Annotated in this window: 23 protein-coding genes; 6 read left to right on the plus strand and 17 right to left on the minus strand. The window is 52.5% G+C overall.

Annotation, left to right across the window (positions count from 1 at the left end; translation table 11 throughout):
- The first annotated feature begins 251 nt into the window (after window positions 1–251).
- Window positions 252–1,217 carry a DUF1835 domain-containing protein gene (locus tag A372_RS0119160; RefSeq protein ID WP_019422509.1) on the plus strand — a complete coding sequence of 322 codons (966 nt, stop codon included), beginning with the start codon at window positions 252–254 and terminating at the stop codon, window positions 1,215–1,217.
- Between the two features lie 78 nt (window positions 1,218–1,295).
- On the opposite strand, the gene A372_RS0119165 is transcribed toward A372_RS0119160, so the two are convergent.
- A complete protein-coding gene (locus A372_RS0119165) occupies window positions 1,296–2,699 on the minus strand; it encodes a class I SAM-dependent rRNA methyltransferase (RefSeq protein ID WP_019422510.1) in 1,404 nt (467 codons plus the stop codon).
- 133 nt (window positions 2,700–2,832) lie between these two features.
- Here A372_RS0119165 and A372_RS0119170 point away from each other — a divergent pair, with 133 nt between their 5' ends.
- Window positions 2,833–3,798, plus strand: a complete 966-nt coding sequence (locus A372_RS0119170; RefSeq protein WP_019422511.1) for a Na/Pi cotransporter family protein — start codon at window positions 2,833–2,835, stop codon at window positions 3,796–3,798.
- Here A372_RS0119170 and deoC read toward each other — a convergent pair.
- From deoC to A372_RS0119225, 10 genes are all read right to left on the minus strand, one after another.
- Entirely contained in the window at window positions 3,731–4,444 is a 714-nt protein-coding gene (deoC, locus tag A372_RS0119175) for a deoxyribose-phosphate aldolase (protein ID WP_019422512.1), read from the minus strand. The genes A372_RS0119170 and deoC overlap by 68 nt on opposite strands.
- 80 nt (window positions 4,445–4,524) lie before the next feature.
- Window positions 4,525–4,956: an NUDIX hydrolase gene (locus A372_RS0119180; protein ID WP_019422513.1), complete on the minus strand. Its 432-nt coding sequence runs from the start codon at window positions 4,954–4,956 to the stop codon at window positions 4,525–4,527.
- Window positions 4,957–5,107: 151 nt separating this feature from the next.
- A complete protein-coding gene (mtaB, locus tag A372_RS0119185) occupies window positions 5,108–6,463 on the minus strand; it encodes a tRNA (N(6)-L-threonylcarbamoyladenosine(37)-C(2))-methylthiotransferase MtaB (protein WP_019422514.1) in 1,356 nt (451 codons plus the stop codon).
- 3 nt (window positions 6,464–6,466) lie between these two features.
- On the minus strand, window positions 6,467–7,246 hold the full coding sequence (locus tag A372_RS0119190; protein ID WP_026011169.1) for a 16S rRNA (uracil(1498)-N(3))-methyltransferase: 780 nt from the start codon (window positions 7,244–7,246) through the stop codon (window positions 6,467–6,469).
- 97 nt (window positions 7,247–7,343) lie between these two features.
- Complete coding sequence (locus A372_RS0119195) at window positions 7,344–8,027, minus strand: site-2 protease family protein (protein ID WP_019422516.1); 684 nt, start codon at window positions 8,025–8,027, stop codon at window positions 7,344–7,346.
- Between the two features lie 18 nt (window positions 8,028–8,045).
- The gene (gene prmA / locus A372_RS0119200; RefSeq protein WP_019422517.1) at window positions 8,046–9,023 is read right to left on the minus strand and encodes a 50S ribosomal protein L11 methyltransferase; all 978 of its coding nucleotides are present in this window, start codon (window positions 9,021–9,023) and stop codon (window positions 8,046–8,048) included.
- A 154-nt stretch (window positions 9,024–9,177) separates the two neighbouring features.
- Window positions 9,178–9,378, minus strand: a complete 201-nt coding sequence (locus A372_RS0119205; protein ID WP_019422518.1) for a hypothetical protein — start codon at window positions 9,376–9,378, stop codon at window positions 9,178–9,180.
- Window positions 9,375–9,569: a YfhD family protein gene (locus A372_RS0119210; RefSeq protein WP_019422519.1), complete on the minus strand. Its 195-nt coding sequence runs from the start codon at window positions 9,567–9,569 to the stop codon at window positions 9,375–9,377. The genes A372_RS0119205 and A372_RS0119210 overlap by 4 nt, the downstream gene beginning before the upstream one ends.
- 61 nt (window positions 9,570–9,630) lie before the next feature.
- Window positions 9,631–10,605, minus strand: coding sequence for an acetylxylan esterase (locus A372_RS0119215; RefSeq protein ID WP_019422520.1), 975 nt, complete (start codon window positions 10,603–10,605; stop codon window positions 9,631–9,633).
- Window positions 10,606–10,701: 96 nt separating this feature from the next.
- Window positions 10,702–11,289, minus strand: a complete 588-nt coding sequence (locus tag A372_RS0119225) for a glycerol-3-phosphate responsive antiterminator (protein WP_019422522.1) — start codon at window positions 11,287–11,289, stop codon at window positions 10,702–10,704.
- A gap of 362 nt (window positions 11,290–11,651) precedes the next feature.
- On the opposite strand from A372_RS0119225, the gene A372_RS0119230 reads away from it, so the two are divergent.
- The 4 genes from A372_RS0119230 to A372_RS0119245 all read left to right on the plus strand — a co-directional run bounded on the left by A372_RS0119230 (window position 11,652) and on the right by A372_RS0119245 (window position 15,571).
- Window positions 11,652–12,563, plus strand: a complete 912-nt coding sequence (locus A372_RS0119230) for a carbohydrate ABC transporter permease (RefSeq protein ID WP_019422523.1) — start codon at window positions 11,652–11,654, stop codon at window positions 12,561–12,563.
- Window positions 12,560–13,381, plus strand: coding sequence for a carbohydrate ABC transporter permease (locus tag A372_RS0119235; protein WP_019422524.1), 822 nt, complete (start codon window positions 12,560–12,562; stop codon window positions 13,379–13,381). Before A372_RS0119230 ends, A372_RS0119235 begins: the two co-directional genes overlap by 4 nt.
- 25 nt (window positions 13,382–13,406) lie before the next feature.
- Window positions 13,407–14,744: an ABC transporter substrate-binding protein gene (locus tag A372_RS0119240; protein WP_019422525.1), complete on the plus strand. Its 1,338-nt coding sequence runs from the start codon at window positions 13,407–13,409 to the stop codon at window positions 14,742–14,744.
- Window positions 14,745–14,842: 98 nt separating this feature from the next.
- Window positions 14,843–15,571: a glycerophosphodiester phosphodiesterase gene (locus A372_RS0119245; RefSeq protein WP_026011170.1), complete on the plus strand. Its 729-nt coding sequence runs from the start codon at window positions 14,843–14,845 to the stop codon at window positions 15,569–15,571.
- Between the two features lie 115 nt (window positions 15,572–15,686).
- Here A372_RS0119245 and A372_RS0119250 read toward each other — a convergent pair whose 3' ends face one another.
- The 6 genes from A372_RS0119250 to hrcA form a co-directional block, all read right to left on the minus strand.
- Window positions 15,687–17,348 (minus strand): glycerol-3-phosphate dehydrogenase/oxidase, encoded by a 1,662-nt coding sequence (locus A372_RS0119250; protein ID WP_019422527.1) that lies wholly within the window; start codon window positions 17,346–17,348, stop codon window positions 15,687–15,689.
- Between the two features lie 738 nt (window positions 17,349–18,086).
- Entirely contained in the window at window positions 18,087–19,208 is a 1,122-nt protein-coding gene (gene dnaJ / locus A372_RS0119255; protein WP_019422528.1) for a molecular chaperone DnaJ, read from the minus strand.
- Window positions 19,209–19,291: 83 nt separating this feature from the next.
- Window positions 19,292–21,124, minus strand: coding sequence for a molecular chaperone DnaK (dnaK, locus tag A372_RS0119260; protein ID WP_019422529.1), 1,833 nt, complete (start codon window positions 21,122–21,124; stop codon window positions 19,292–19,294).
- Between the two features lie 97 nt (window positions 21,125–21,221).
- Window positions 21,222–21,821 carry a nucleotide exchange factor GrpE gene (gene grpE / locus A372_RS0119265; RefSeq protein ID WP_019422530.1) on the minus strand — a complete coding sequence of 200 codons (600 nt, stop codon included), beginning with the start codon at window positions 21,819–21,821 and terminating at the stop codon, window positions 21,222–21,224.
- Between the two features lie 62 nt (window positions 21,822–21,883).
- Complete coding sequence (locus A372_RS0119270) at window positions 21,884–23,488, minus strand: TCP-1/cpn60 chaperonin family protein (RefSeq protein WP_019422531.1); 1,605 nt, start codon at window positions 23,486–23,488, stop codon at window positions 21,884–21,886.
- A 35-nt stretch (window positions 23,489–23,523) separates the two neighbouring features.
- Window positions 23,524–24,552, minus strand: coding sequence for a heat-inducible transcriptional repressor HrcA (hrcA, locus tag A372_RS0119275; RefSeq protein WP_019422532.1), 1,029 nt, complete (start codon window positions 24,550–24,552; stop codon window positions 23,524–23,526).
- Window positions 24,553–24,587: the final 35 nt, after the last annotated feature.

The following is a 24,587-nucleotide window of genomic DNA, read 5'->3' on the forward strand; positions in this document are numbered from 1 at the left end:
GGTCTGTGTTACACTGTCGCTAATGATATTTGTTACTTCATTAACAGCCTCTCTTCGGCAGCTGCGCCCTTTAAGAGGTTCTTCAAAAAGATCCCTTTTGATCACGCACTTTAACTCTCAATTGGATCCATTATAGCATATTGTAATCTCGCAATAGAACGCATGTTTGGAAGTGATGCCAGTTATTTGCTTAGAGGCTGGGGGAATAGTTTGGTTTCATTTTAGAGCATAGGTAAAGGAGGCACATACTCATGATCCACATCGTAAACGGAGATTGTACGGCAGATCGTCTCCGTCCGCTCGCCAAGACGCATTGGAACGAAGACGTATGGGTGTACTCGGAATTGTTGACCGAAGGACCGGTATATTCTAAATTCGAACGTTATTTAGCATACCGCGCCCTGCAATTGGTACGAATGTGCGCACTGCCGGCAGCCATCTACTTGCAGAAGAGCAACGAACAAGAACGGACATGGAAGTCGGACATACAATCCGCCACTCATATTGCGCTGTGGTTCGAGCATGATTTATTTGACATCACGATGCTGCTTCGTCTGGTCGATCGGCTGACCAGAGAGAACCCGAACGCCGAGCTGTACTGGATCGATATTGCCTCAGCTCCGGAACACGATCGGTATCAAGGGTTTGGTGTGTTGCATGCGGAGCAGCTGCTTCCCTATCGCGACCAGGCCATGCTGTTGACAGCAGAAGTGAAGGACTGGCTGCAAGGCGCTTGGCTAGCCTATACAAGCCCGAATCCGCTTAGGTTAGTGCAATGGGTGTACGAGTCGCAAGACATTCCCGCTCCGTATTGCGCGATCACAGAGGGACTCCGCTTTCACCTGTCGCGATACCCAAGCACGCTCGATGGGCTCGGTGTCGCTGAACGCCTTACCTTGGAAGCGGTATCTCAAGGACAATCCTCATTTATTGAATGCTTTCGCTATGTTGGGGATCGCTTGCCTGAATACGGATTGGGAGATTTGCAATATTGGGGTTACTTGAGGCGAATGACGGACGGCACACATCCGCTGCTCTGCCTCGCCCCTGATTCCGATCCTCTTCCCGAACCGCTGCAGCCGCCACTTGCCGATGCTGGCCGGCTTGAGCTGACTTCGTGGGGACGGCAGACGTTGGCGGGAGAAGTGAACTGGGCTCTTGCAGGCGGATACGGCCGCTGGCTCGGCGGTGCTTTCATTACGAAGCCGCTTGAATAAGCATAACAATAACAACAAAGAGCACCCTGTCCACACTGCAATCATAACGGTGCAGGCAAGGTGCTCTATTAATAATTATTACTTGGAACGCACTTCAAATATAGCGAACTTTAAATAGTGTCCTTCGTCTACTCCTGCGATTTGCGGGTGATCTTTGCCTGCTGGCCGCCACTCGATAAGCCGCAGCACTTTGCCCGCATCCTGCGCCGCATCGAGAATGGCCTGCATGAACTTATCGGGACGCATATGGTAGGAGCAACTGGCTGTCACGAGATAACCACCTTCGTTGATCAGCTTCATCCCGTGGAGATTGATGTCTTTGTATCCGCGGTAAGCCCCTTCGACGGCCCCGCGCGTCTTGGCGAAGGCCGGCGGGTCGAGGATAACGACATCCCATGTCCGGCCGCCTCCTGCCGTCATCGGCTTCGACGTATCCGCCTTCTTCTCACCATCCGCTCGTTCCACTCGCTCTTCGACACCGCGCACCTGTTCACGCAAGTAATCAAACGCATCGGCCACGACGAATTCCACCCGGTCCATGAACCCGTTCAATTCGACATTCCGTCGCGCGCTTTCCATCGCATGCTCAGAAATATCGAGACAAGTCACCTTCTTGGCACCATATTTACAAGCATTCAGCGTAAAGCTTCCCGTGTGGGCAAAGCACTCCAGAACTGTCGCTCCATCCCACCAAGGGTATGTTACCACTTTGCCGTTGGCGTTGACCGGAAGAAGCTCGATCCCGTTCTCACTTTCCATTTTTTGTCTTACGATGCCGCTGCGTCGGCCCCAACCGGTCATGAGCGGCGCAATGGATGCGCGGTTCTCCCGCTGATCGAAGAAATACCCGGTCTTCTGCCCTTCCGCAATGTCGACTTCGATGATAAGCTCATTCTCCTTGACGGTGACATGGCGCGGACATTCGCCATACAGCACGCCTGTCGTCTGTTCCAATCCTTCCCGTTCTCTGATTGGCACATCGCTTCGTTCGTAAATGCCGCGCGGCTGCATCACGTCAACCAAAGCACCTACGATGTCTTGCCGATGCACATCCATGCCGAGCGTCAAAATCTGAACGACCAGTACGTCATCAAATCGGTCTACGACAAGTCCCGGAAGGAAATCCGCTTCCCCATATACGAGACGATAAGCGGATGCGTTCGGCAGGAAACGGTCACGGTGTGACAGACACTGCTCTATGCGCGAACGAAACCATTCACGGTCCATCTTTTCAATGGGCTCATAAGCAACGACACGGACGACGATTTGAGAAGCTGGATTATAATAGCCTGTCGCCATATACTTCCCTTGCGCATTCAGCACATCAACGAGTGCCCCTGACACGGGCATCCCTTCCACTCGCTCCACTTCTGACTGGAACACCCATGGGTGGGAACGTTCAATCCGTTTTTTTCGAGAACGGTTTAATATGATGCTTGGTCTTAACAATTGCTTTTCCCCTTTCGGCTCATAGCTTGTCATCGTTGTCCCATCGGCGGCATAAGTTGAACCAAGGACAACATAATCGGCTGGTTTAAAAAGGACCCTTTTCAGCACCGAGAAGGTTGCAAGAACCGACTTGTCTAACAACCTCTAAATGACAAAGGAGCATTCTATGTTTAAAGAAATTTGGTACCCGCTCTTCGGAGGCCTTGCCGTATTTCTGTTCGGCATGAAGACAATGGAGCTGGCCCTGCACGCGTGGGCGGGACCTTATTTGAATCAGTTTCTTCATACATCGACCCGTACACCTTTGAGAGGCATGCTGTTCAGCACCGGAATGACCGCACTGCTGCAGAGCAGCACCGCCATTACTGTCATTGCGATCGGGCTCGTCAACGCGGGACTGGTGAGTTTCTCGCGGACGCTCGGCATTATATTGGGAACGAACATCGGTACCTGCTTGACGACCGAGCTCATTGGGCTCAACATCAACCGATATGCGTTCCCCTTGCTGCTCGCAGCCGCTGGCTGCTGGATAGCCGCCGTTCTGGGCGACGAATACCGCCCAGCCTTGCTCAGCCGCCTGCAAGCTTGGTGCAGGCCGCTGCAGTACGGCTCGATTGCGGCTGCAGGCTTCGCGCTCATCCTGCTCGGCATCGAATGGATGAAGCAGATCGGCGAGCCGCTGCAGCAGCGGGGCTTGTTCGCGTGGTTTCTCGAACGCTCCGGCGACAGCCTGCTCTGGGCAGTAGCCGCCGGCATAGTTATCACCGCGCTCGTGCACAGCAGTGCGGCCATCATCGCCATGGCGATGGGCTTATCCGCCACCGGCGCACTGCCGGTCGAGGTCGGCATCGCCATCGTGATTGGCTCGAACGTCGGCACTTGCTTTACAGCACTCATCGCCTCCCTCGGCGGCAGCCGCAGCGGACAATTCGTCGCCTGGAGCCACGTTGCCCTGAACGTCGGCGGCGCACTGCTCTTCTATCCGTTCATCGGTCAGCTGCACGCACTGTCCACATGGCTTACCGGTGATGCGGCGGGACAGATCGCCCGCGCGCAGACGATCTTTAATATTGGGAGCTCTCTCCTGGCGCTGCCGCTCTGTTACTTGCCGCTGTGGAACCGGCTCCGGTAATAATCGCAATGCCGGAGCTCGTGCCGATGCGGTTCGCCCCGGCTTGAATCATGGCAAGCGCGGTCGCTGTATCTCGCACCGCCCCGGACGCCTTCACGCCGATATGCGGGGATACATTCGCGCGCATAAGGCGAATGTCCTCCGCTGTAGCACCGCCTTTACCGAATCCGGTTGACGTTTTGACAAAATGGGCGCCCGCCGCTTCCGATGCCCTGCAAGCGGCAATCTTCTGCTCCTTATTCAACATGCCTGTCTCGAAGATGACCTTGACGATCGCTTTGCCATCCACCATGCGGACTACTTGCGCGATATCCTGCTCAACCGTCTTATAGTCTCCCGCAAGCAGATGCCCGATTTGCAGCACCATATCGATTTCCGCTGCTCCGTCCTCCACCGCGCGCGCCGCTTCGAACGCCTTCGCCTGCGAAGCGTTCGCTCCAAGCGGGAACCCGCATACAGCCGCAATCCGCACATCGGATCCCGATAGCAGTTCCCGGCATGCAGGCACCCAGATTCCGTTCACACACACACTGAAAAACCGGTGCTGCTTCGCTTCTGTACACAGCTTCTCGATATCGCCGCGGCTTGCCTCCGGCTTAAGCAGCGTATGGTCGATCAGACCCGCCAATTGCGTAGGCTCCATCATGTTGCAGTCCCCCTAATTATCGGATTTGCTTATGAATTGGAATCGATTCAGATTGCTCACTCGCTTCGTTACAGCGGCTATTACTGAATTAACTGAATTTCCAGCTCCTCACACGCTTTAAGAAGGATGTGATCATTATTATCATAGCCGGACCCCTTTTGTTTCACCCACGCTTCCTGCGGAACAAACCAGTCCACACTGCGAATTTCCTCAATTTGAGCCTGTAAATCACCTGTTTCCGCCTCTACGAGGTAATAGTGCACTTCCTTATCGACGGTACCCACTTGCGGGTGAGCATATTGATAATAGATCGTGTCGAGCTTGGAAACGATGCGGCCCCGAATCCCAGTCTCTTCCCAAATTTCGCGCAACGCCGTTTCCTCGATCGTTTCCCCCGGCTCCATTTTCCCTTTGGCTAACGAAATTTTGCCGTAACGATCTTGAATCAATTGGAATTCCAGCTTTTCTCCACGTCTGCGATACACTACACCGCCGGCTGATATCTCTTTCATAAGGCATTCCTCCAACATGAAAACTTAAATATTAGTGTGTGTTCAAAAGCGGCCACTCTAAGCAACCTCTATTATGTATATCCTAACTGAAAAGAAGGAGGATTTCACCTTCTCCCTCATAAAGCGGAAGCTGAAATCCTCCTTGTTCATATTACATGTTAGCCGCTTGCGAAGTGATGTTTGCACCTTGTCCCATGACGCGGGTCAACACGCCTTGGCATTCGTTGACACCCGCTTCCGTAATCTTGACGCGGCATATTTGTCCGATGAGGGATTCATCGCCTTCAAAGATCACTTGAATGTAATTGTCCGAATACCCCATCAGGTTGCCCGCGCCCGGAGCACCATTAGTATAGCGTTCCGGAATAATGTCCACGACTTCACCAACGAACTGCTCTGCATATGCAAGCTGCATCTGTTCGGACAGATCGATCAGTTCATGCACCCGGGCATGCTTCACTTCTTCATCCACTTGGTCTTCCATGCGCGCAGCCGGTGTACCAGTACGCTTCGAGTATGGGAATACATGCATTTCAGAGAAGCCTACTTGCTTCATAAATTCATAGCCTTGGCGGAAATGCTCATCCGTCTCTCCGGGAAAACCAACGATGACATCCGTCGTAATGGCCACATTCGGCATCGCTTCTCGAATGCGCGCAATTTTAGTGGCGAATTCTTCTACCGTATATTTGCGGCGCATGCGCTTAAGCACTTCATCATTGCCCGCTTGCAGCGGAATGTGAAGATGGCGGCACATTTTTTTCGATTTGTTGAGCACCTCTATCATGCGATCGTCGATTTGACTTGCCTCAATAGAACTGATGCGCACCCGCTCCAACCCGTCGATTTTGTCCAAATCCCATAACAGATTGGTCAGGTCATAATTGTCCATATCATCGCCATAACCGCCCGTATGGATACCGGTGAGTACAATCTCCTTGTAGCCCGCTGCGACAAGCTGGCGTGCCTGCTTCAGAACGCTGTCTGATTCACGGCTGCGTGACAGACCGCGTGACCACGGAATAATGCAGAAGGTACAGAAATTGTTGCAGCCTTCCTGAATCTTCAAGAAGGCGCGCGTCCGCTCTGCGAAGTCCGGCACGTCCAGTTCCTCGAACGCACGGGTCTTCATAATGTTGCGGACCGCATTAATCGGCTTGCGTTCCGCATGCAGCTCACGAACATAATCCATCAATTTATCGCGATCCTGGGTACCGATAACGAGATCGACGCCAGGTATGTCGAGTATTTCCGCCGGTGAAGTCTGCGCATAGCAGCCTGTTACGGCAATGATGGCGTCGGGATTGCGGCGCACGGCTCGCCGAATAATTTGGCGGCTCTTCTTATCTCCCGTATTCGTAACCGTGCACGTATTGATCAAGTAAACGTCTGCCGTTTGTTCAAAATCAACTTGTTCATAGCCTTCATTTTTAAACAGCTGCCAGATCGCTTCCGTATCATAGAAGTTCACTTTACAGCCCAGTGTATAAAATGCAACTGATGGCATCGTTCACACTCCTCCCAGCTCTCCGAATTGATACATGATGCAGGTGCATGCCGCCATCCCTGCTGTTTCCGCTCGCAGTATGCGCCGCCCCAAGCTGACGCAGCGAGCACCGGCCTCCACCGCAGCTTCGACCTCACGCAATGAAAACCCGCCTTCCGGACCGATAATGACCAGAATGCGAGCTTCCTGTTGCGACTGCTGTACCTTACTGTGGAACGTCCTATGAAACGGTTCGAGCACATCACGCAGCAGCGTTCCGACTTCATCCTCATAACATAGCAGCACGAGATCGTACTCACTGTAGTGCTCCGTTAGCGCCTTCCAGGACACAGTCGAATCGATCGCGGGCACGCGATTGCGGTGTGACTGCTCTGCTGCTTCTTTCGCAATCTTGCCCCACCGCTCTAGACGCTTTGCTTCCTTCTTCTGATCGTATTGAACGATAGTTCGCTCCGATACGAAAGGGATGAAGCGCGCCGCGCCGATCTCGGTGCACTTCTGAATGATAAGCTCCATCTTGTCGCCTTTCGGCAAGCTCTGAGCAACAGAAACAAGCACGGCCGGCTCCCGGTCCGCCGCCAGCAGCTCCACGATACGCGCTTCCACGGCGCCGTTCTCGCAGCGTTCGATCATCGCCTTCGCTTCACGGCTGGCACCGTCGCTCACGATGACAGTGGCGCCGGGCTTCGCTCTCATTACATTCACAATATGGTGCGCGTCACTGCCTGTAATTTGTATGTGTTGTTCCCCGAACTGTTCCGGGGCAATAAAGTATTTTTGCATCGTAATCAACATTCCCCATCATACATGTTTTGCGCTTGATGCGCTACCGTTGACAACATTTTTCAAACGCAACCAATCCCGTAAGCTATCCTCCGCATTATCTGCCGACGATGAACAGCGCAGCTTTCGAGAACTCGAATACAATCGGCTCAATAAGACTAAACAACGGCTGGATCGTTACTTTGCGCAGGCCCGGAATAAACACGATAAGCAAGAAAATAAAAATAGACCATTGCTCAAACTGCTGCAGACGAATCCGTACTTGACGCGGCGCCAAATCCTCAATAATGCGATAACCATCAAGCGGCGGCAGCGGAATGAGATTGAACAAGAACAGCAGCACATTGAAAGTAATGAAATAATTCAAGAAATAATAGATTGCCGCATGCCAGCGCTCAGATGATTCCAAATTCACGAAGCCGTATTTCAAGCCCAGATGAAATAGAAGCGTACCGAGAAACGCTAACAGCAAATTGCTTACCGGCCCCGCCGCGGAGACGACAATGCCCATGAGACGCGGATGCTTGAAATTATCCCGGTTGACCGGCACCGGCTTCGCCCATCCGAAGCCTGCGATTACAAAGAACAGCAGGCCAAGAAAATCAATGTGCTTCGTCGGGTTCAGGCTGACCCTTCCGAGCATCTTCGCTGTCGGATCCCCGAACTTCCACGCGAAGAAGGCGTGGGCGAATTCGTGCACGGTAAAGGCAACCAAGAGGACGAGCACGAGAAAAGGGAGCAGCTCAAGCTCGACAAAAAATATTTTATTTAAAAAATCCATATCGTTTTTTCCGCCCTTCTAGGAAGGTTTGCGCGCAACGATCGCGACCCAATCCGCTTCCCGATGCTTCGCTTCGATTATAAATCCGTTAGCTTTCAGCGCCTCTTCCACTACCTCTTCCTTATTTTTGTAAATACCGGAAGTGATATAGATACCTCCAGGCTGAAGCGCCGCAAGCACATCCTCGATAAAGAGCAGAATAATTTCAGCCAATATATTCGCCACCACGACTTGGACCGGAAGCGTAACGCCGAGATCGGTTCCTTCCTCCTGCCCGCTCGTCTTGATGATGTGCAGCAAATCGCCCTCGCGAACCGTAATATCGGACTCCAAGCCGTTAAGGCAGCTGTTTTCGTTTGCGCTTAATACGGCTACAGGATCCAAATCAATTGCGAGCACGTGCTTGGCTCCTAATTTACATGCGCCGATCGCCAGAATGCCGGAGCCTGTTCCGACGTCGATTACGTCTTCTCCACCTTGAATGACACTCTCCAGCGTGCGGAGACACAAGGAAGTGGTCGGATGCGTACCTGTGCCAAAGGCCATTCCGGGGTCAAGCTCAATAATCTGTTCCCCTTCACCCGGACTATATGGTTCCCAAGTCGGCTTGATCGTCAACCGTTCCGTTACCCGGATCGGCTTGAAATATTTCTTCCACGCATTAGCCCAGTCGTCTTCATGAACAGTGCGCCACGACATGACTGCCTCTCCTGGATCGATGTCGTACGTGCGAAGCTCTTCGATACGTGCTTGCACCTCGGCTTCAATGGCGCGCAGATTGGAGCCATCGGCAAAATAACCTTGCACGATAGCTTGTCCTTCCGGAATATCGTTCAGCGGCAGATCATACAATTGGCCGAACGAAGTATCCCGCTCCTTGTTCAGCGTGCCCGATTCTTCAATCGTCACACCGCCTGCTCCCGCTTCATGCAGGAAATTCGATATCATTTCAATGGCTTCTTCTGTCGTATGTATCGTTAATTCATGCCAATGCACGCTCGTACATCCCCCTATGCCTCATTCTATTTTTATGATGTCTACACATTCTATTTATTGTACACAAAAATAAAACTCCATACAACGAGCGCTCATCATGAGTCATTCGAATGCAGGAGTTTCATTCCGGTAGTTATCGACACGACCGCTCATTCTATTCGTTCAGCGGAGTGCCGTCATGTTCGCGCAGGACGGCATATACTTGGTCCAATGTTGATTCGGTAACGTCAGCGCTTACGATATACCCTTCATTGGCTTGGGTAACTCGAATGTCATGGGCCCGCAATACGCTCAGCTTTCGTTCACACATATCGGCTGCCGCTCCGGCAGCAAACCGCGCCTCGACATATGTCATGACTGCTCAGCCCGTTCATCTGCCTGATTCGCGCGCTCCAATGCCTTCATGTCTTCCGCATCGGCTTGATCCATCGAGAACTCGACATCCTCATTTTTTCCGAGGGAAGCGTTGGATTGGCTGACGACCGCGTCGGCCTGTTCTGTGTAATTGCTCGCATTGCGTCTGTGATTATCCCGGTACGTGCTCATCATTACATCCTCCTTATGCTGTCAAGTCAAGCTTGGCATAACAGGAGTAGCATTTCACAATTCAAGCAAAACCATTCGCTGTTCCGAGATGCTCCTTAAGAAACTCCGCCACGTTCCTTACATACCCGCCGCCATTCTCATGGCCTGAGAACGGATAATCAAGGATTTGCTTGGGCGAAGTCATACGATTATATACGGCGTATATCGTCTCCGGCAAGCAAATCGGATCCTTCCAGCTAACTGACATGAGCACAGGCTGCGTGATCAGATGAGCGTGATGCAGCAAGTCAAAATAACTCAACGTGCGGATCACCTGCTCGAGCCGCTCGGGATGACGCGCCACATAATCGGAAGCTTCCGATATAGAGCCTGCGGAGTGCATAAGGGCATAATCCATATGGCACAGGTTCGGAACGCCAGCGACGACGGCCGCGATGTTCTTCTCCAGTGAGGCAAGCAGCAGCGCCAACCCGCCGCCTTGACTGGAACCGGCCGCGGCAATGCGTGCCGCATCGACTTCCGGCTGCTCGCACAGCCATTTGAACGCTCGCCACGCATCGACAGCAACTGCGCGGTAATAGCACTGCTTCGGATCCGTAATCCCCTGGGTTATCCATCCGCGCACCATACCGGATGTGAGCGGCAATTCGTTGCCTGTATCACCGCCTTGCCCACGGATATCAATCGCGAACACGGCGTAGCCCATCAGCACGAACATGGCGTAATCTTCCGGCATTCCTCTGCTGCCTGTATACCCGTGCACCTGCAATACACATGGCACAGGCTGCCCATCGTATCGCTCTACAGCAGGGACGATGAACCAGCCGTGTATCGGCGTCTCGTCGAAGCCTTCATAAGTGACATCATATACTTTCATATATGGATAGGGTGTATTTACGAGCTTCCGTACGCTCCGCATAGGTCTCTGTTCGGCTTGATGCAGCGTTTCCTGCCAGAAGTCGGTGAAATCAGATGGCGCGTAGCTGTCGGCAGTCGCGTGCAGCAGCGTGTGCTTTCGTAGTTCTAACGCATTCATTCACAGTCACCTTCCGCTTTCACTTCAATGATGTTTGATAGATTCGTATCCGCTATATTGAACAGTTGTTTCGACATCATTTTCGACATCAATCTGCTAATTCCTCTTCTTGACACGGTCAGCGCCATGGTCCGCATAATGCTTCCACAGCTCTTTGCTGGAGGTGGTCACCGCTACGGCCCCTGCGCCAAGCGCTTCATCCACATCCGCGGTCGTCCTGATGAATCCGCCGGCAAGAAGCGGGATGTCAGGCCCCTGCTTGCTCTTGTTCATGACATGCAGCATCGGGCTCGGCAGCACTTCGATAAAATCGGGATTAGTCTTTTCCAGCAACGAACAGCTCTTCTCGAAGGAGCTGTTGTCGATGAGGAAAATGCGTTGTATCGCAATAACGCCTTTCTGCTTGGCCCGTATAATGACGTTCGCTTTCGTGGACAGCAGCCCATAAGGATTGAATTCCTGACATAGAAACTCTGCCGCGTAGCTATCGCTTTGCAGTCCTTGTATCAGATCGACGTGCAGCAGCAATTTTTTTTGGTACGGATGGGACATCTGAAATATAGGCTTTAATTGCGCAATATGAACATCAAGCAAGACCAAGTATTCAAACGGACTAGTGAGTAGTTTCTCAAAATCCTTCATCTGCCGGACGGCTGGCAGGATTTGCTGATTGGCAAAATACATCGTTTGGCCCTCCCGTATTAGAGGTTGTTCAATAAGCCCTCTTTTGAACACGCACTATTTATAATGCCTAGACTAACATTGCACATTTTCCATATGTAAATCTACGAATATCGTACTTCCAGCCATTGAATGAGTCAATTTCTATTTTGTCAATCGTTATTCTTTCGTTTTCAAAGTTAAAATGGTGTTGATTTTTAATATTTTGTGAATTATACTTGGTGCAAGTTAATATCCGGTTTCGTGAAGCGGAGAAGACCATTAGTGATTCAGATAGCGTTGACAGCTATTTGGCAGTCTTATGGTCTTCTTTTTTTCTGAACTAGACGTTGCTATAACTTATCCTAAGGGGGATACAACCACATATGAGTCCTATCGGCAAGGACCTTCCTAGAAACAAAGACTCGGGACTGCGACTGCTGACAGTCGGTCTGCTGTATCTCAGTCCCATGCTTATCATTATGCTTGTATTCACGTTCTACCCCATGTTGAAAACGCTTTATTATAGCTTCTACACGACGAATGCGCACGGCATACCGGTACTGTTTGTCGGTCTGGACAATTACATTCAATTGTTTCAATCCGACAGCTTTCTCACTAGCTTGCGCGGCACCTTCCTCTATGTGCTGTACACTGTGCCTCTCGGCGTGGCCATCGCCTTCTTTCTTGCCATCATATCGAGCGAGCGGCTGCGCGGCATCCAGTTCTTTCGCGTTATTTTCTCATCTACCATCGGAGTGTCGGTTGCCGCGGGGTCAATGATCTTCTTGTTCCTGTTCCATCCGAGCATCGGATTTCTGAATCATGTGCTCGATTGGATCGGTCTCGCCCCGATTCACTGGCTCACCAATCCGAAATGGGCACTCATTTCCGTTGCCGCTACAAGCGTCTGGATGGGTATCGGCTTTAACTACATCATACTGCTCGGCGGAATTCAAGGAATACCGGAAGACATGTATGAAAGCGCCAAAATCGACGGTGCCGGCTATTGGGTCCGCTTGTTCCGCATCACGCTGCCAATGGTATCACCGACCCTCTTCTTCGTCATCATCGTCACCGTCATACATTCGTTCCAATCATTCGGCCAGATCGATATTCTCACCAAGGGCGGACCCGCAGAATCAACGAATCTCATCGTCTACTCCATCTATCAGAATGCATTCATCCACTACAAATTCGGCATTGCGAGCGCTCAGGCCATCATCCTGTTCCTTATCGTGCTGATTGCTACTATCATTCAATTTAAAGTCGGGGAAAAGAAGGTGCACTATCAATGAGAATATCCCTTTATCAGAAAGGTTTATTCTACTTTCTGCTTATCGCGGCATCTGTCCTCATGTTCTTTCCGATTGTGTATGCCGTGCTTGCGAGCTTGATGACGTCAGAGGAAATTATGACGGGGAAGCTGTTTCCCGCCAGCTTCATGTTCGACAATTTCACGCTTGCGTTAAAGAGCGTTCCGCTGATGAAGTTTATGCTGAACAGCCTAATCATTTCGCTTACCGTTATGCTGGGGCAGATCATCGTCTGCTGTCTGGCCGCCTATGCGATCGTATTCATTCCTTTCAAAGGGCGCAACTTCATCTTTTTCCTGCTCATCTCTACGATGATGATTCCATGGGAAGCAACGATGATTCCGAACTACTTGACGATTGTCGGACTGAATTGGGTGAATACATACCAAGGGCTGTCCTTGCCTTTCTTCGCCCTTGCGTTCGGTGTCTTTCTGCTGCGTCAGCATTTCCTGACCTTGCCGCACGAGCTGCATGAATCCGCTCAGCTCGAGGGATGCGGTCGTTTGCGGTATCTCGTGTCGTTCGTCATCCCGCTCTCCATGCCAATGCTGAGCGCACTGGGCGTATATGGATTTTTGACGACCTGGAACATGTATTTATGGCCGCTGCTGACGACGACGAACAACAATGTCCGCACCGTACAGATCGGACTCAAAATGATGCAGGCGCAAGAAACGAATACGAATTGGCCGGTCGTTATGGCCGGAGTCGTTATCGTGCTTGTCCCAACGCTGCTATTCTTGTTCCTTAGCCTTAAGCAGCTTAGACGCGGCTTGATGTCAGGAGCATTGAAAGGATAAATGATTATGAGGGGGATTCATTACAATGAAAAAAATAGGATTGGTGCTGCTGTTGTCTGCGGCACTCGTGATGACTGCGGTAGGCTGCAGCAATTCGTCAAGTTCGGAAGCGAGGAAATCAGACGACGGGCGCATCAAAGTGACATTCTGGCACGCCATGAGCGGCGCGAGCGGAGAGCTCATCAGCAAGATGGCAGACGATTACAATAAGAAGCAGGACAAATATGAGGTAGATGCGATCTTCCAAGGCTCCTATGAAGAATCGTTAACAAAGCTGAAGACCGTAGGCGGCACGGCCGAAGCGCCGACATTGATGCAGGTGCAGGAGATCGGCACGAAATATATGGTGAACAGCGGCTATGTTCAACCTGTGCAGGATTTCATCGATAAAGACAAATTCGATCTCTCTCAATGGGAGGAGAATATCTTAAGCTATTATCAAATCGACGGCAAGCTGTACTCCTTTCCATTTAACACTTCTAATGCGATTTTGATTTACAATAAAGATAAGTTCAAGGAAGCCGGACTCGACCCGGAGAACCCTCCCAACACGTTTGGCGAAATTCGCGCGGCAGCGAACAAGTTAACGAACGACGCCAACAATGAAAAAGGCTTTGCCCTGCTTGTGTACGGCTGGTTCATCGAGCAGTTGATTGCTAACCAAGGCGCCGACTTCGTCGACAACGGCAACGGACGTGACGGGCTTGCGACGAAATCTCTGCTCGATTCTCCCGAAAGCCTTGGCATTTTTGAGTGGCTGAATGATATGAATAAAGAAGGGACTCTTGGCAATTACGGCCGTAAATGGGATGACATCCGCGCAGCGTTCAGTGCGGGTAAAGTTGCAATGTACTTGGATTCAACCGCAGGTATCGCAGGGGTCGTGAAAGCTTCACCATTCGAAGTCGGCACAGGCTTTCTCCCGACGCCCGACGGCAAGGAGCCGAACGGAGTCATTGTCGGCGGGGCATCGCTATGGCTCATGAACAGCGTGGCAGAGGAAGAGAAGGAAGGCGCTTGGGATTTCACGAAATACGTCACCGAACCTGCCGTGCAGGCGGAATGGGCCGCTGGAACCGGATATTTCCCCATTACGAAAGCAGCACATGAAGAAAAGCTGCTCAGAGACAAATATGCTGAAGCCCCTCCATTTCTGACAACGGTAAAACAATTGCAGCTTACGAAGCCCGGTACGGCCACGCGCGGCGCCCTTATCTCCGTCTTCCCGGAAACGCGCAATGAAGTAGCGACTTCCATCGAGAAGCTGTACCAAGGCGACGAACCGAAGAAGGTCGTCGATGAATTAACGGCTAAGGTCAACAAGCTAATCGAAGAGGACAACAAAATTAACGCGCCAAAATAGAGCAGTGCACAATGCGGGCAAGGCAGGGCGGGCACCCTTGAGCGGGAGCGGCTCTCCGCCTGTCATGCCCCCCCTTTAAAATAAATCATGAAAGGTCGATGATGATGATGTTCGTATTTGCACACCGTGGCGCATCGGGGTATGCGCCCGAGAATACGATGGCCGCATTTCGCAAGGCGGTCGACATGGGTTGTGATGGCATCGAGCTTGATATTCAGCAAACGAAAGACGGGCGACTCGTCATTATTCACGATGAGAACGTGAAGCGAACTACGAACGGCAGCGGATATGTCGCAGATTGTACATATGAAGAGCTGTGCAAGCTGGATGCGGGCAGTTGGTTCCATTCCGACTTCGCGAAGGAACGGTTGCCTTTGCTGGATGACTATTTGGACGCCATAGCCGATACCGGGTTGATGACGAACATCGAAATCAAAAATGTGCCTTTTTTCTACAAAGGAATCGAGCAAAAGCTCATTCAAGCGTTATCCTCACGCGGCATGCTAGATCGCGTCATCGTCTCTTCCTTTGATCATTATGCGTTGGCCACCATCGCCGAGCTGGAGCCTAGAATTAAGCTTGGCGTGCTGTTCGGCGATCGGCTGTTTGAGCCCGCAAACTACATTCGCTCGCTGCCATTCCCAGTATATAGCGTGCATCCGCACTTCTCCTTCGCGAACGAAGCATTCATTTCAGCGTGCCATGACATCGGCAGCAAAGTATATGCCTATACGGTTGATAGGCCAGAATGGGCCGTAGCTCTGCGCTCCGCAGGCATCGACGGCATCTTCTCGAACGTGCCGAATTACGTTAAAGTGGGTATTTGAGGCGGGCTGCAAGAGCAGCAACGGCTCTCCCGCAGACCAGCCGAAGCCTGCACTGCGCAAGCTTCGGCTTTGTCATGTGCAGCGTGTCGGAGCGATACGAGTCAAGCCTGCCGCTTCATTGCACGGGTGTCGTCGCATAATGGATTTCTTCCTCAGCTTGCCGCACATAGTGTTCCTCCGTCGAGGCATCCCATCCTACTAATTCCGCCATGCAGCGTGCAACCGGCTTCAGCCACTCCTTCGCTATCGAGATCCGAAAGTTCACAGCACCTGTTCGTCGAGCGATAAAGTCAACCGGTCGCGTTACCATTTCCGCCTCTAGTCCATAGACGAGCGCAGCCATGACGTCCGCTGGCAATCCGTACGGATTGCCTGCTTGTTGATAATGCTCCATACGGGAAAGCACATGCTGAACGTTCGTTCCGTATAACGTGACCAACTCCTTAGCGCGCGCTTCATTCAAGCCGAGCGCTACGCCGCGGCGCGTCCACTCCGAACAATAGGCGGCAAATGACCCCGTCACATCACCTCCCGACAATACAACGCGGTCTGTCGTGCAGCTCGGATAGTTTTTCCCTTGGCTAGTCCCCAGTTGATTCGTGACAAGATCAACGACGCGCTCCGCCATCTTGCGGTATCCTGTGAGCTTGCCGCCGGCAATCGTAATCAACCCGGACGGAGAGAGGAAGATTTCATCCTTGCGCGAAAGCTCGGAAGGTGATTTCCCATCCTCGTGTATAAGCGGACGAAGCCCTGCCCACGAAGATTCAACATCGGCCTCAGTTAGGGATATCGCCGGGAACATGTAATTGGCCGCCTGAAGCAAATAGAGCAAATCGTCACGTGTCATGCGGGGATGATCCAGATCGCCCTCGTAATTCGTATCCGTCGTGCCGATATACGTCTTGCCGTCTCGCGGAATGGCAAATACCATGCGGCCGTCTGGTGTATCGAAGTAGATTGCCTGCCGCAGCGGGAAGCGGGACTGATCGATAACGATATGAACGCCTTTCGTCAAGTGAAGGCGTTTGCCCGTCTTGGAGCGATCAAGCTCGCGCAGCGTGTCTACCCAAGGGCCAGCCGCATTCACTACTTTGGCGGCGGAAATCGTAATGGACGTGTTGTCATTCATATCCCGGGCCGTTACGCCGATTACACGTCCGTTGTCATCGTAGATGAACGACTCGGCCTTAATATAGTTAAGCGCCGTAACCCCCTGCGCTGCCGCGCTCTTCATAATTTCTATCGTCAAGCGCGCATCATCCGTCCGGTACTCGACATAGTAGCCGCCGGCTCTCAGCTTATCGCTGCGCAGGAGCGGTTCCTTCTCAAGTGTTTGCTCCTTGCTCAGCATTGTTCTGCGTTCTGCTCGCTTTACCCCTGCAAGCCAATCGTACACATATAAGCCAACCGACGTGGCCCATCTCCCGTAAGTGCCTCCCTGAATTATCGGCATCAACATCCGTTCAGGGACGACGACATGAGGAGCATTGTCGTATACGATCGCCCGCTCGCGTCCAACTTCACGCACGAGATTGATTTCCCCTTGCTTCAAATAGCGCAAGCCCCCATGCACAAGCTTCGTGGAACGGCTGCTCGTGCCAGCGGCATAATCCTGCATCTCGATAATTGCTGTATTCAAGCCTCTGACCGCTGCATCCAGCGCGATGCCGGCTCCTGTAATACCCCCTCCGATGATAAGCAGGTCATAGCCAACGGATTGAAGCTGTTCACGAATCTGACGTCTGTTCAAGCTGGAAAATGATGATTGAGTCATGGCGAATGTCCTTTCCTGTACGGAGAAAAAAGAAAAGGACCACAACGATCGCATTGGCACTCAATGCGTGGTTGTGGTCCTGTCCATATCTCCGACCAAATTAATGAACTTATACTTGTATGATAAATGATATTGACAATGATATCAATAGGTGAATATACGGAATTACCGATTGAAGATGGCGTCAAAAAATCGCCTCAAGACGTGCCATCTGTCGAATCGTATGGTATGGGCTCTTCTCCATGAACGAAATGTGCCGTTTTCGTGCAGTGCCGCGTTCAGACGGTCATTGCTTTATCCGCCCCTTTGCTTCGTTCTACCCTTCTATCAGAAGGCAGCATGCACATCCATGACTCTGGTTCATTGCCATGCAGAAGGCGGCTCGTCCTAGAATGATTACGGGGAACCTGTAGTCATGATCCCCCCCTTCATGGCATGATATCTAAATGAAACGGCATCTGTGTACCTGTTCGTTCCTCGATGTGAACCATCCTGACTAATTGGGAGAATGGAGCTAAGAGCCGTGATATACATGCATGCCCGACAACCTGTATTCATTTTAAAGAGTAGCGGGTTGCCAAGCTGAACCAAGGGGAGCATTTTGAGCGATAAACACGGGACGGGCCCCGTGACCGGACCTGCACCGGTTAGCGGATGCGTGCCTCTGGGTTTGGATATTAAAAAAACCACGTCTCTATCTTTTACGATAGAGTCACGTGGTTAGAGTCTACTACTCGACTAATCGCCGCGGAAAGCCCTCTTCATGCGATCAAAAAACGATTCTTCATGGCCGCCATTCGGCTGCTCGCCGCCAATTTCGGCGAACTGACGCAACATATCCTTCTGCTCGTCGGACATTTTCGTTGGCGTCACGATGATGACTTTGACATGCTGATCCCCTTGTCCGTGACCGCGGAGACGCGGAACACCCTTGCCGCGCAGGCGGAAGAATGTGCCCGTTTGCGTGCCGGCAGGAATTTTCAGCTTAACTTTTTCCGTTAACGTCGGAATTTCAATTTCATCGCCCAATGCCGCTTGAGCAAAGGTGAGCGGTACTTCGCAGTAAATGTCATCACCGTCGCGTTCGAAGAACTCATGCGATTTGACACGAATGACAATATATAAGTCGCCATTCGGACCGCCGCGCAGTCCGCTTTCCCCTTCACCGCTCATGCGAAGCTGCGCTCCATCATCCACACCACCGGGGATGCGCACGTGAATTTTGCGCTGATTTTTCAACGAACCCGCACCGTGACACTTTCCGCATTTTTCGCGGATAATTTTCCCTTTACCTTGGCAGACCGAACATGCACGACGGTTCACCATGCGGCCGAACGGTGTGTTCTGCACCACTTCTTGCTGCCCCGTACCGTGGCAGGCAGTACAATTATCCGGCTTCGTGCCGGGCTTTGCTCCTGTACCGAAGCAGGTATCGCATTGCTCCGTGCGCGGAATCGTAATGTCCGTTTCTTTGCCGAACACCGCTTCCTTGAACTCGATTTGCATCGTGTACTGCAGGTCGCTGCCACGCTGCGGCGCATTCGGATCTTTGCGGCCGCCGCCGCCAAAGAACATATCAAAGATATCACCGAACCCGCCGAAGTCGCCGGAAAATCCGCCGCCGCCCATACCTTGGTTCGGATCGACGTGCCCGTATTGATCATACACCGCCCGCTTTTGGTCGTCACTTAGCACATCGTACGCTTCTTTTACTTCTTTGAACTTATCCTCCGCGTCCGCTTCCTTGTTAACGTCCGGGTGATATTGACGCGCAAGCTTGCGATACGCCTTCTTCACTTCGTCGTCGCTCGCCCCTTTGCCTACGCCGAGCACCTCATAATAATCTCGTTTCGCCACCATTCCACCCCCATACACTTGTAGCACGAATTACAAAAGGAAAGTCAAAGCCGAGTCACCCCGGCTTTGACCTGACCGTCGAATGCTTATTTCTTGTCTTCGTCCACGACTTCGTAATCTGCATCAACGACGTTGTCTTTCTTCGCTGCGCCGTCTTGTGCGCCTTGCTCTGCCTGCTGCGCTTGAGCTGCTTGCTCATACAGCTTAACAGACAATTGCTGTACAATTTCCGTCAGCTCTTCTGTAGCCGCCTTGATTTGGTCTACATCGTTGCTTTCGAGTGCTGTTTTCACTTTTTCTTTCGCTTCGTTCGCTTTATCGATTTCAGCTTGTTCCACCTTGTCGCCCAAATCTTTCAGCGTCTTCTCGGTCGTATATACCAATTGGTCTGCCGTGTTCTTCACTTCGACCATTTCTTTGCGTTTTTTGTCTTCTTCAGCATGCAATTCTGCTTCTTTCATCATACGATCGATTTCCTCGTCGTTCAAGCCGCTTGAAGACGTGATTGTAATATTTTGGCTCTTGCCTGTGCCTTTATCAAGCGCAGACACTTTTACGATACCGTTCGCATCGATATCGAACGTAACTTCGATTTGCGGTACGCCGCGTGGTGCCGGAGGAATGTCCGCCAACATAAAGCGTCCCAGCGTCTTATTGTCCGCCGCCATAGAGCGCTCGCCTTGCAGTACGTGAATTTCTACGCTCGTTTGGCTGTCAGCATACGTCGAGAAGATTTGCGACTTGCTCGTCGGGATCGTCGTGTTGCGTTCGATCATCTTCGTAAATACGCCGCCAGCTGTTTCGATGCCGAGGGAGAGCGGAGTGACGTCGAGCAATACGACATCCTTCACGTCCCCGGTCAATACGCCCGCTTGTACAGCTGCACCCAAAGCTACAACTTCATCCGGGTTGACGCCTTTATGAGGATCTTTGCCCGTCAGCTTCTTAATCGCTTCTTGAACGGCAGGAATACGTGTGGAACCACCAACGAGAACGATCTTATCGATGTCCGCAGGTGTCATGCCCGCATCCTGCATCGCTTGGCGAGTCGGTCCGAGCGTACGCTCTACCAGCTGCGCCGACAATTCTTCGAATTTGGCACGTGTCATGTTCACTTCCAAGTGCTGAGGCACGCCATCAACGACAGTGATAAACGGCAAGCTGATCGTCGTCGTCAATACGCCGGACAATTCTTTTTTCGCTTTTTCCGCAGCATCTTTCAGACGTTGTACCGCTGCTTTGTCTTTTCTTAAGTCGATGCCGTGTTCTTTGTTGAACTCAGCTGCGAGATAATCGATGATGACTTGGTCGAAGTCGTCACCGCCCAATTTGTTGTCACCGCTTGTCGCTTTTACTTCGAAGAAGCCGTCGCCAAGCTCGAGGATCGATACGTCAAACGTACCGCCGCCCAAGTCATATACGAGAATCGTATGGTCGCCTTCTTTGTCCGCACCATATGCCAGAGCCGCAGCTGTCGGCTCGTTCACGATACGAAGCACGTCCAAGCCTGCAACTTTACCCGCATCTTTCGTTGCTTGGCGCTGAGAGTCATTGAAGTAAGCAGGAACGGTAATAACCGCTTGCGTTACTGTTTGGCCTAAGTAAGCTTCTGCGTCTGATTTCAGCTTCTGCAAAATCATTGCGGAAATCTCTTGCGGCGTATAGTCCTTGTCATCAATCGTCGTCTTATGACTCGTACCCATGTGACGCTTAATCGACATTACGGTGCGATCTGGGTTCGTAATCGCTTGGCGCTTCGCCGTTTCACCGACGACGCGCTCGCCGTCTTTCTTGAAGCCCACGACGGATGGAGTTGTACGCGCGCCTTCTGGATTCGGGATGACGACGGCTTCGCCGCCCTCCATTACTGCCACGCAAGAGTTAGTTGTTCCTAAGTCAATACCAATTACTTTGCTCATAAAATAAATAACCTCCTCAACTAGCTAGCTCACTTATCAAAAAATATATTAAACTTAACGGTTACGGCATTATCGAAGCCAAGCTTCATCTATGCAGCTAGCCGCTAACTTTTACCATTGCCGGGCGCAGTACTTTATCTTTCAGCATATAGCCCTTCTGCACTTCTTCCACTACGAAGCCTTCTTCATACTCATCCGATTCCACCTGCATAATCGCTTGATGGTATTCCGGATTGAATGGCTCTCCTACCGCATTCATCGGCTGGACGCCTTCCTGCTCCATCACTTGCTGGATTTGGCGGAAGATCATGTCTACGCCTTTGACGAACGATTCCGTCTCGCTAGCCTCTTGGCCTGTGGAGAGTGCGCGCTCGAAGTTGTCAAGCACTGGCAGCAGTTCGGTGATGACCTTCGCGGAAGCGTACTTCGCAAGGTCTTCTTTCTCCTTCATCGTGCGGCGGCGGAAGTTATCAAAGTCCGCCTGAGTACGCAGATAGCGCTGGTAATGCTCATCCGCCTGTTCTTTCGCTTGTTCCAGCTCCGCGTGGAGCGGATTGCTCTCATCTGCTGCTTGTGTGCCGGAGCAGGCGTCAGAAGCTGAGGCGTCAGTATCTGCTTCATTGCTATGTTCATCATGGGCAGCTGTGGCCTGCATGTCTTCTTCGGTAACTTTCATCTCTTCTTGTTCTGGGTTCAACCCCTTCACCTCCCCTTTATAATTAAATCCGATTGAATTCTAACCATCTTCATTTCAACATGTCAAGCCGATGTCGGTGCATCGGGCTTCATCTTAATCACAGTATGAATGCGGAGAACGGCTGCCGCCACTTCTCCTGCCGCATGCAAGGCGTGCAGCTTCACCGTCGCCGGGTCGAATATCCCTGCTCGGGCGTAGTCCAGCAGCGCTCCGCTGTCGCAATCAATGCCGATGGCCTCGTTGCCTTCCGACGTCTGCGCAGCACGGGCTTCTTCCAGCTTCTCCAGCGGATTGAAGCCAGCGTTCAGCACAATTTGCGCCATTGGCTTGCGCAGCGCTTGCGCGACTGCGGCAATGCCGAAGGCTTCCATGCCGCGCACCGTTTCGCGGTAGCGCTCGAGCCGGTACGAGAGCGCCAGCTCCGTCGTGCCGCCGCCTGGCAGCACGCCGCCTTGCACGGCTGCCTGCAGCGCCGCGGCCGCGTCCTGGGCGATGCGAGCCCGCTCGCCCACGACCTCGCGCGTGCTGGCGCCCACGATGAGCGTCACCTGCGCGCGTCGCGGCGGAGTCGGGTCCTTGCCGGAGACGACTCCACCGGCATCGCCTGTATGTCCCGGCGAGTCCGGGGCATACAGGCGCACGCGCTCCAGGCGCTCATCGTAGCGCACGCAGGCGGTGCGGCCGAGCAGCGGCTCAAGCACAGCGGCATCCTTCGCGAGCGCCGCGCGCTTGAGCGGCTTGCCGCCCGTCAGGCGGCAGACGCGCGCAATATCTTCGCGGCTAACACGCTGCACGACCATCATATCGTGGTCCAAGCAGAATTGTTCCGCTTCCGGATGGATACCGCGCTCCAGTACGATGAAGCCGACGCCCAGCTCGTGAAGCTGCGCAAGACGCTGCATAAATACACCGCGATGCGTCATATACTGCTGGAAGCCAGCCTCTGTCGTCAGCAGCTGCTCATCGAGCGCATCTGGCTCCAAGCTGTCCTGCAGCACTAGCACACGGCAGCAATTACGCTCGGGGAGCCAATCTCGCTGCAGCGGCTTCTGCTTCAGCATGACGCCGTGAAACCATTCGTTCTTCGCCTTCTCGTGCGCTACGATCGTCTCGGCGAAACGGTAATACGGATCCTGCAGCTGTTCCCAGCCCACCGCCTGTCCAGCCTCAAGCACCAGACGGACAACGTCCTCCTGCTCTCGTCCTGCAATATGTACGGCACGGCGCAGCCGCACGTCATCCCAGCCTTCCAGACGGACCGCACGCTGCCGAAGCGCTTCAGTGGCAGCGCCAATGCCCTGCATTAAGCCTGTGACCACTTTTGCGGCCGGAACGCCCTTCGTCACTTGGGCTACGCCCTCCTGCACGAGTGCGCCGGCCAACACCGTCGCCGTCGTCGTGCCGTCACCGACTTCGTTCTGTTGCGCGCGCGCGACTTGAATGAGCAGCTTCGCGGCTGGGTGGGATACGTCCATCTTTTCCAAGATGGTCACCCCATCATTCGTAATAATGACGTCCCCGTCCCCGCCGACAAGCATCACATCCAAGCCTTTCGGACCTAACGTGCCTTCTACAGCCGCGCACAGCGCCCGCACGGCACCGGCATTGTTCAGGAGCGTCGCGTAGCGCTCATCGGTCTCTTGCACTTGCCCGTTTCCTTGAGTCATGATCGACGCCCCTTCCTCACCATCATGCATCCACGTTATTTATACCAACGCCGCATGAACAGCGCTAATTGTCCAGACAAATGATTCATCATATTAATGACTTTCCCGTACTCCATCCGTGTCGGCCCCAATACTCCAATCGTTCCGAGCGTCTGCCCGTCAATCGTGTACGTTGCCGTAATCATGCTGCAATTCGATATCGCTTCATGTAAATTCTCTTGCCCGATGCGAACTTGAATCCCAGTTGGGGCCGAGCCGACGACCTTGATCAAAGCTGGTGTCTCTTCAAGCAGCTCCCATATCGTCTTAATCTTGTCAACGTCCTGGAACTCTGGCTGCGCAAGTATATTGGTCGTCCCACTCAAGTATACTTCCCGATGCGAGCTGTCGTCAGCAAGAATGCTCTCGACCATCGTCATCATTTCTTGCACGTGAGACACATACTTGCTCAATTCTTGCCCGATTTCATTATAGAGCTGAGCGCGCAGCTTAAAGAGCGGCACTCCGACAAGCTTCGTATTCAGCACGTTGACGACCTTCTCCAGCTCGGATGCTGAAATGCCCGGCGGAATAGGCACCGTCTTGTTCTCCACATGACCGGTGTTCGTTACGACGATGGCCACCGCCGTCTCTTCATTGAGCGGCAATAATTGAAAATGGCGAAGCGATGCGTTGAACACCTCGGGCCCTAACGCAATCGACGTGTAATTCGTAAGCTGTGACAGAATGGAAGCCGTATGCTGCACGATTTCTTCCATTGCTGTTATTTTTTCCGCGAAGACCGACTTCAACCGCCCAACCTCATCGCTCGATAAATTATCCAAACGGACGAGGTGGTCGACATAATAGCGATAGCCTTTATGGGATGGAATGCGCCCTGCAGACGTATGCGGCTGCTCAAGAAACCCGAGTTCTTCCAAATCGGCCATCTCATTTCGAATTGTAGCCGGGCTATACCCAACATCGCCCCGTTTCGAAATGCTGCGTGAACCGACAGGTTCCGCGGAACGAATATAATCATCTACGATAGCGTTCAATATCATGCGTTGGCGTTCCGTCAACATGCGCATCCCTCCTCAGTCTCTTGTTGTCTCCGGTC

Origin of the sequence: Paenibacillus sp. OSY-SE (assembly GCF_000283315.1) — a bacterium.
GTDB lineage: Bacteria > Bacillota > Bacilli > Paenibacillales > Paenibacillaceae > Paenibacillus_B > Paenibacillus_B profundus.

Coding starts and splice junctions, on each gene's coding strand:
- A372_RS0119160 (WP_019422509.1), top strand. CDS start 252: ATGATCCACATCGTAAACGGAGATTGTACGGCAGATCGTCTCCGTCCG.
- A372_RS0119165 (WP_019422510.1), bottom strand. CDS start 2,699: ATGACAAGCTATGAGCCGAAAGGGGAAAAGCAATTGTTAAGACCAAGC.
- A372_RS0119170 (WP_019422511.1), top strand. CDS start 2,833: ATGTTTAAAGAAATTTGGTACCCGCTCTTCGGAGGCCTTGCCGTATTT.
- deoC (WP_019422512.1), bottom strand. CDS start 4,444: ATGATGGAGCCTACGCAATTGGCGGGTCTGATCGACCATACGCTGCTT.
- A372_RS0119180 (WP_019422513.1), bottom strand. CDS start 4,956: ATGAAAGAGATATCAGCCGGCGGTGTAGTGTATCGCAGACGTGGAGAA.
- mtaB (WP_019422514.1), bottom strand. CDS start 6,463: ATGCCATCAGTTGCATTTTATACACTGGGCTGTAAAGTGAACTTCTAT.
- A372_RS0119190 (WP_026011169.1), bottom strand. CDS start 7,246: ATGCAAAAATACTTTATTGCCCCGGAACAGTTCGGGGAACAACACATA.
- A372_RS0119195 (WP_019422516.1), bottom strand. CDS start 8,027: ATGGATTTTTTAAATAAAATATTTTTTGTCGAGCTTGAGCTGCTCCCT.
- A372_RS0119205 (WP_019422518.1), bottom strand. CDS start 9,378: ATGACATATGTCGAGGCGCGGTTTGCTGCCGGAGCGGCAGCCGATATG.
- A372_RS0119210 (WP_019422519.1), bottom strand. CDS start 9,569: ATGAGCACGTACCGGGATAATCACAGACGCAATGCGAGCAATTACACA.
- A372_RS0119215 (WP_019422520.1), bottom strand. CDS start 10,605: ATGAATGCGTTAGAACTACGAAAGCACACGCTGCTGCACGCGACTGCC.
- A372_RS0119225 (WP_019422522.1), bottom strand. CDS start 11,289: ATGTATTTTGCCAATCAGCAAATCCTGCCAGCCGTCCGGCAGATGAAG.
- A372_RS0119230 (WP_019422523.1), top strand. CDS start 11,652: ATGAGTCCTATCGGCAAGGACCTTCCTAGAAACAAAGACTCGGGACTG.
- A372_RS0119235 (WP_019422524.1), top strand. CDS start 12,560: ATGAGAATATCCCTTTATCAGAAAGGTTTATTCTACTTTCTGCTTATC.
- A372_RS0119240 (WP_019422525.1), top strand. CDS start 13,407: ATGAAAAAAATAGGATTGGTGCTGCTGTTGTCTGCGGCACTCGTGATG.
- A372_RS0119245 (WP_026011170.1), top strand. CDS start 14,843: ATGATGATGATGTTCGTATTTGCACACCGTGGCGCATCGGGGTATGCG.
- A372_RS0119250 (WP_019422527.1), bottom strand. CDS start 17,348: ATGACTCAATCATCATTTTCCAGCTTGAACAGACGTCAGATTCGTGAA.
- dnaJ (WP_019422528.1), bottom strand. CDS start 19,208: ATGGTGGCGAAACGAGATTATTATGAGGTGCTCGGCGTAGGCAAAGGG.
- dnaK (WP_019422529.1), bottom strand. CDS start 21,124: ATGAGCAAAGTAATTGGTATTGACTTAGGAACAACTAACTCTTGCGTG.
- A372_RS0119270 (WP_019422531.1), bottom strand. CDS start 23,488: ATGACTCAAGGAAACGGGCAAGTGCAAGAGACCGATGAGCGCTACGCG.
- hrcA (WP_019422532.1), bottom strand. CDS start 24,552: ATGTTGACGGAACGCCAACGCATGATATTGAACGCTATCGTAGATGAT.